6 protein-coding genes are annotated in these 7,061 nt (G+C 67.2%); all 6 read left to right on the forward strand.

All coding sequences use genetic code 11. The annotated features are described in order from the left end of the window. Positions 1-103: 103 nt before the first annotated feature. On the forward strand, positions 104-886 hold the full coding sequence (gene cpaB / locus ACIPIA_RS07645) for a Flp pilus assembly protein CpaB (protein WP_400508210.1): 783 nt from the start codon (positions 104-106) through the stop codon (positions 884-886). Next, positions 883-2,325: a type II and III secretion system protein family protein gene (locus ACIPIA_RS07650; RefSeq protein WP_400508212.1), complete on the forward strand. Its 1,443-nt coding sequence runs from the start codon at positions 883-885 to the stop codon at positions 2,323-2,325. Before cpaB ends, ACIPIA_RS07650 begins: the two co-directional genes overlap by 4 nt. A 39-nt stretch (positions 2,326-2,364) precedes the next feature. Continuing rightward, positions 2,365-3,111: a CpaD family pilus assembly protein gene (locus ACIPIA_RS07655; RefSeq protein WP_400508214.1), complete on the forward strand. Its 747-nt coding sequence runs from the start codon at positions 2,365-2,367 to the stop codon at positions 3,109-3,111. Then, complete coding sequence (locus ACIPIA_RS07660) at positions 3,111-4,379, forward strand: AAA family ATPase (RefSeq protein WP_400508216.1); 1,269 nt, start codon at positions 3,111-3,113, stop codon at positions 4,377-4,379. The genes ACIPIA_RS07655 and ACIPIA_RS07660 overlap by 1 nt, the downstream gene beginning before the upstream one ends. Positions 4,380-4,475: 96 nt before the next feature. Further along, a complete protein-coding gene (locus tag ACIPIA_RS07665) occupies positions 4,476-5,918 on the forward strand; it encodes a CpaF family protein (RefSeq protein ID WP_400508218.1) in 1,443 nt (480 codons plus the stop codon). Between the two features lie 27 nt (positions 5,919-5,945). Beyond that, complete coding sequence (locus ACIPIA_RS07670) at positions 5,946-6,923, forward strand: type II secretion system F family protein (RefSeq protein ID WP_400508220.1); 978 nt, start codon at positions 5,946-5,948, stop codon at positions 6,921-6,923. Positions 6,924-7,061 lie beyond the last annotated feature (138 nt).

Consider the following 7,061-nt stretch of genomic DNA (forward strand, 5'->3'; position numbering starts at 1 on the left):
CAACTTTCGTCGGACCTTATACGTCCGGTTAACCATAATTTGACGTTTCCCCGCGACGATCCTCGATGAGGGCCAGCTTCGTCTGGCTGGGGATCGGACGTCGATGAGTCCTGCACGCATCATCATTCTCATAGTCGCGCTGGCGGCCGGCCTCGCGGCTGCACTGCTCGCCCAGCGTCCGTCTCAGGCGCCGGCGCCGGTCACGAAGCTCGAACCGGCCCCGACGGTGCCCGTCCTCGTCGCCGCGACCGACATCACGCTCGGCAGCACGGTGACGAACAAGGATCTGCGCTGGCTCGACTGGCCGCTCGCGAGCGTGCCCGGCGGCATCATCCGCAAGGATGAAGCCCCCGAGGCCGAGAAGGAGATCATCGGCCAGGTCGCGCGATACGCCATCCTCGGCGCCGAGCCGATCCGGCGCGAAAAGCTGATCAAGACCGACGGGACCGGGTTTCTCTCTGCCGTCCTGCCGACTGGCATGCGCGCCGTGGCGATCAGCACGGACAGCCGCGGTGCCAGCACCGCCGGCGGCTTCATCCTTCCCAACGACCGGGTCGACGTCATCTGCACCTGGCGCGGCGAGGCCGCATCCGGGCAGGGCGACGGCTTCGCCAGCGAGACCATCCTGCGCAACATCCGCGTCCTGGCGATCGGCCAGAACGTGCAGGAACGCAACGGCGAGAAGGTCGTAGTCGGCGAGACCGCGACGCTCGAGGTCGAACCCAGGCAGGTCGAGGTGCTGATCCAGAGCCAGAAGAGCGGATCCCTCTCGCTGGCGCTGCGCAGCCTGAAGGATGCGGGCGAAAGCTCCGCCCCCGTCGCACAGGCCGAAAATGCCATGACCCTGGTGCGCTATGGCGTCACTTCGAAGAGCGTCAAGCCATGATCCGTTCCCCTCTCCGCTTCGCCGCAACGCTCGCGTTCGTTCTGGGGGCCGGGGCGGCCGGCGCCCAATCGCCTGGCAGCGGCCCCGCTCCCGTCCTGAACGTCGGGGCAAGCGAGCACGCGATCTCACGCAAGCTCGACCTCTCGATCGGCCGGTCGCTGGTCATCGAGTTGCCGCGAGACGCCAAGGAGGTCTTCGTCGCGAACCCCAAGGTCGCCAATGCGGTCGTGCGCACCGCGCGCAAGCTCTTCGTCATCGGCATCGCCGACGGCGCGACCTCGATGTTCGTGATGGATGCCGAAGGCCGCCAGATCACCGCGCTTGAAATCAATGTCGGGCGCGATCTCAACGTGCTCCGGCAGACCCTGCGGACGGCGCTGCCGAACTCCCAGATCGAGATCAAGCCGGCGGGCGACTCCATCCTTCTCGTCGGCACGGTTCCCAACGCATCCGAGGCGACCCAGGCCGTCGACATCGCCAATGCCTTCGTCGGCGTCTCCGACAAGACCAATACCAAGGGTTCTGTGATCAACTCGCTGACGATCCGGGACCGCGACCAGGTGATGGTGCGGGTCACCGTCTCGGAAATCTCCCGCAAGGCGATCAAACAGCTCGGCATCAATTCGAGCGGCGAGTGGAAGCTCGGCAAGTTCTCGATCACGCCGTCGATCGACAATCCCTTCTCGCTCTCGCCGCAGGCTCTCTCGGCGACGGCGATCGGTGCCGGCATCGGCAACTCCCAGAATTTCACCTTGCGAGCCTTGGAACGGGCAGGCCTCGCGCGCGTCCTCGCCGAGCCGACGGTCACCGCGATCTCCGGGGAAAGCGCCAAGTTCACGGCAGGCGGAGAAATCCCCGTGCCGAGCGGCTATACCTGCGATCCGGCCAAGGCCGTCTGCACCATCGGCGTCCAGTACAAGCCGATCGGCGTGGCTCTGAATTTCACGCCCATCGTGCTCTCGGCCAACAAGATCAGCATGCGCATCGCCTCCGAGGTCACCGAGCTCGACTTCGAGAACCAGATCGTGCTCCAGGGCGGGCCGGGCCAGCCCAACGTCACGGTCCCGGCCTTCCGCGTGCGCAAATCCGACACCACCGTCGAGCTGCCGTCCGGCGGAACGCTGGCGACGGCTGGCCTGATCCAGCGCGTCACCAAGACCTCCCTGAACGGCCTGCCCGGCCTGATGAACCTGCCGATCATCGGCACCTTGTTCCGGTCCCGCGACTACCAGCGCGAGGAAACCGAACTGATGATCACCGCCACGCCCTATATCGCCAAGCCGATGCAGCCAAACGAGATCCAGCGGCCGGATGACGGCTTCGTGGAAACCCACGACGCGCAGGCCATCCTGCTCGGCCGGCTCAACAAGCTCTACGGCAGCGGCGGCGGGCCGATCCCGCAGGCCTACAAAGGCCGCGTCGGCTTCATCGCCGACTGACCGACCCGGATGGACAGCACCATGATGGACGGCCCGACCATGACGGTTCCCTTCCAAGACAGATCGATCGCCAAGCGCCTGGTGATGGCCGCCCTGACCGCCGGCGCGCTTGCCGGGGGCTGCGCCAGCAAGAGCGCTCAAAGCGATCCGCCGGCGATGGCCCCCGTCGACGTGCGCGAGCGTCACCCGATCGTCCTGCGCGAGGCACCGCGCTCGCTTGACGTCTTCGTCGGGCGCGCCGGTGCGCCGCTCGACAGCCGGCAGGCCGAGGACGTCGCGGATTTCGCCCAGGACTACCGCCGCTCCGGCAAGGGCGGTGTGGTCGCAGAAGTGCCGTCCGGTGTCCGCCGGGAGCGGGCCACCCACGACACGCTGGCAGGCATCCGCGCCGCGCTGACGCGCAACGGCGTTCCTGCGGGCGCCATCGCCGTGCGCAGCTATCCGGTTCAGGACCCCGGCCTGGCCTCCCCGATCCGGCTGACTTTCGCCTCGCTGAAAGCGGCCGTGCCGCATGAGTGCGGCCAATGGCCGACCGATCTCGGCGTGTCCGACTACAAGTTCTCGGCGTCCAACGAGGCCTACTGGAACTTCGGCTGCTCGTCGCAGGCGACACTCGCGGCACAGGTTGCGGACCCGATCGATCTCGTCCGCGCTCGCGACGAGGGCCGCCCCGACATCGTCAAGCGGATGGGCGCGATCGCCAAGATCCGCGACGGCAAGGACCCGTCGACCCAATATCGCCAGCAGACACCGCAGATCAACAGCACGGTCGGAGGCGGCCCCTGATGCAATCCGCGACGAACGAGGCGCCGGGAATTCTCGAAGCGCCCAGGGAAGAGGTCATCGCGCCGCTCCCGCGCATCACGCTGCAGGCCTTCTGCGAAACGCCCGCGGTCGCCGCAACCATGCAGGCGGCCATCGCGGACCGGCGCATGGACAAGACTCATGCCCGCATCCAGATGGGTGGCCCGGCCGCGGCCGTCGAGGCCTTCCGAACGGCACCGACCCCCAACGTCATCGTCGTCGAGACCCTGTCCGACCCTGCCGCGCTCACCGGCCATCTCGACTCGCTGGCAGAGAGTTGCGACCCCGGCACGAAGGTCATCGTGATCGGCCACGTCAACGACATCCAGCTCTACCGCGACCTGCTGCGGCGGGGCGTCAGCGAATACCTGATCGCCCCCCTGGACACGCTCGACCTGCTGCGCGCGCTTTCGGAGCTCTACGTCGCGCCGGACGCGCGCCATCTCGGCCGCGTCATCGCGGTGATCGGCGCGAAGGGCGGGGTCGGCGCCTCGACCGTTGCGCACAACATGGCCTGGGCGGTCGCCCGAAACCTGGACGCCTCGACCGTCATCGTCGACCTCGACATCGCCTGGGGAACCGCGGGCCTCAACTTCAATCAGGACCCGCCACAGGGCATCGCGGAAGCCGTCTTCGCGCCCGAGCGTCTCGACTCCAACCTGCTCGACCGGCTGCTGTCCCGCTGCAGCGAGAACCTCGCCCTGCTCGCGGCGCCGGCCGTGCTCGACCGGACCATCGACCTCGACGAAGAAGCGCTCGATCCATTGCTGGAGCTGCTGCGCGCCAGCGTGCCCTGCATCGTGCTCGACGTGCCGCATCAGTGGAGCAGCTGGGCCCGGCGCACGCTCATCGGCGCCGACGAAATCCTGGTCGTGGCGGAGCCGGAGCTCGCCTCGCTGCGCAACGCCAAGAATATCGTCGACCTGTCGCGCGCAACCCGCCCGAACGATGCGGTCGCGCGCCTCGTGCTCAATCGAGTCGGCATGCCCAAGCGGCCGGAGATCGGCCCCGGCGAATTCGCCAAGGCGCTCGGCATCGATGTGCTCAGTACGATTCCCTTCGACGCCCAGCTGTTCGGAACCGCTCTGAACAACGGGCAGATGATCGCTGAGATCCAGGCCAACGGAAAGGCGAGCGAAGCGTTCACGCAGATCGCCAGCGCGCTGACCGGCCGTGGCGAGGCCAAGCGCAACCGGCGCAGTCTGCTCGAGCCGCTCGTCTCGAAGCTGAAACTCCGCAAGGCGTCCTGATGAGGCGAGCGGGCCCGAAGGACCGGCCGGTCGGCCCCCGGAGCGACGGGGTAGCGGTGAGGCGTGCCCGCACCGACCGCATGGGAGTGCGCTGAGATGTTCGGGAAGCGATCCGCGAACGCGACGACACCGGCCTTGACCGCGCGGGCGCCAGCCGCCCTGCAGCCGGCGCCACGCAAGCCGGAGCCGGCCCAGCCGGTCCTCGACGAGCGCAAGGCCGCGCCTGCCGAGGCGGCGGCGCGCTCCGACGAATATTACCAGATGAAGAGCATGATCTTCGGGGCGCTGATCGAGGCCATCGATCTTTCGCAGCTCGCGAAGCTCGACTCCGAATCGGCGCGCGAGGAAATCCGCGACATCATCAACGAGATCATCTCGCTGAAGAACGTCGTGCTCTCGATCGCCGAGCAGGAGGAACTGCTCGACGACATCTGCAACGACGTCCTCGGCTACGGCCCGCTGGAGCCGCTGCTCGCGCGCGACGACATCGCCGACATCATGGTCAACGGCGCGAACCGGACCTTCATCGAGACCGGCGGCAAGATCCAGCTGACCAATATCCGCTTCCGCGACAACGCGCAGCTGATGAACATCTGCCAGCGCATCGTCAGCCAGGTCGGGCGACGGGTGGACGAGAGCTCGCCGATCTGCGACGCGCGCCTCGCCGACGGCTCGCGCGTCAACGTGATCGCTCCCCCGCTCGCGATCGACGGGCCGGCCCTCACCATCCGCAAGTTCAAGAAGGACAAGCTGACCCTCGACCAGATCATGCGGTTCGGGGCGATCTCGCCGCCCGGCGCCGAGATTCTGAAGATCATCGGCCGCGTCCGCTGCAACATCGTCATCTCCGGCGGTACCGGCTCGGGCAAGACGACGCTGCTCAACTGCCTGACGAACTACATCGACCACGACGAGCGTGTCATCACCTGCGAGGACGCGGCCGAGCTGCAGCTGCAGCAGCCGCATGTGGTACGCCTCGAGACCCGCCCGCCCAATCTCGAGGGCACGGGCGCGGTCACCATGCGCGATCTCGTCAAGAACTGCCTGCGCATGCGCCCCGAGCGGATCATCGTCGGCGAGGTGCGCGGCCCGGAGGCTTTCGATCTGCTACAGGCGATGAACACCGGCCATGACGGCTCGATGGGCACGCTTCACGCCAATACGCCGCGTGAATGCCTCAGCCGTATCGAGTCGATGATCACCATGGGCGGCTTCTCGCTGCCGTCGAAGACGCTGCGCGAGATGATCTGCTCGTCGATCGACGTCATCATTCAGGCACAGCGCATGCGCGACGGCTCGCGTCGCATCACTCACATCACCGAGGTGATGGGCATGGAAGGCGACGTGATCACGACGCAGGATCTCATGCTCTACGACGTCCTCGGCGAAGACTCCTCGGGCAAGCTCTTCGGCCGCCACCGCTCGACCGGCATCGGCCGGCCGCGCTTCTGGGAGCGCGCCCGCTACTTCGGCGAGGAGCAGCGGCTGGCCGCGGCTCTCGACCAACTCGAAGAGGCGAACGACGGCCATGCCGTCTGAGCCACGGACGCAGAGGGGAAGCCGGCGATGAATACGAGCACGCTCGCTCTCGCCCTGCTGGTCATGCTCGCCGTCGGCGGCGTCGCCTATGCGCTGATCTACCCGATCCTCAGCGGCGAAAAGCGCGCCGAGAAGCGGCGGAAGGAATTCGCCGGCCCGACGGCGATCCGCAGCGTCGATCGCGAAGCGGCCGCCCGCGCCAAGCGCGGCCAGGTCGCGCAGAGCCTCAAGGAGCTCGAGAACCGCGAGAAGGCGCGCCACAAGCTGACGCTCGAAACTCGCATCGCCCAGGCCGGCCTGACCTGGACCCGCCGGACCTACTATACCGTCAGCGCGACCGCTTCGGTGGTAACCGGCCTGGTGCTCTTCCTGGCGAGCGGCAACGCCGCCATGGGCGCGGCCGGCCTTCTCGTCGGCGCCCTGGGCCTGCCGGCCTGGTTCCTGAAGCGGTGCAAGGCGAAGCGACTGAAGACCTTCGGCATCGCGTTCCCCGATGCCCTGGACGTGATCGTGCGCGGCATCAAGGCCGGCCTGCCCGTCAACGACTGCCTGCGTATCGTCGCCAGCGAGGCCAACGAGCCCGTCAAGGGCGAGTTCCGGCAGATCGTCGAGGCTCAGGCTCTCGGCCTGCCGCTCGCCGACGCCTGCGGCAAGCTTTATGAAAGAATGCCCTGCGCGGAGGCCAACTTCTTCGGTATCGTCATCGCGATCCAGCAGAAGACCGGCGGCAATCTTTCGGAGACGATCGCCAACCTGTCGCGCGTGCTGCGCGAGCGACGCAAGATGCGCGACAAGGTGCAGGCCGTCTCGATGGAAGCCAGAGCTTCCGCCGCCATCATCGGCACGCTGCCGCCAGCCGTCGCGTTTCTCCTCTACCTCACCAGCCCGAAATACATCGAGCTGCTCTGGATCACCCAGGCGGGCAAGCTTGCCCTCGTCTGCAGTGCGATCTGGATGACGATCGGCGTTCTGATCATGCGCCGGATGATCAATTTCGATATCTGAGGTGGAACCGTGATTTCCCAGATCGTCGATCGCCTCGTCGACCCGCAGTTCATGCTGGCGCTGCTGGCGGCCGTCGCCGCCGCGGCGACGGTTCTGACGGTCGCCATCCCGCTCACGGAGGGCAACACCCTCCAGAAG

The organism is Allobosea sp. CER48, assembly GCF_044752385.1.
In the GTDB taxonomy this organism is placed as follows: Bacteria; Pseudomonadota; Alphaproteobacteria; order Rhizobiales; family Beijerinckiaceae; genus Allobosea.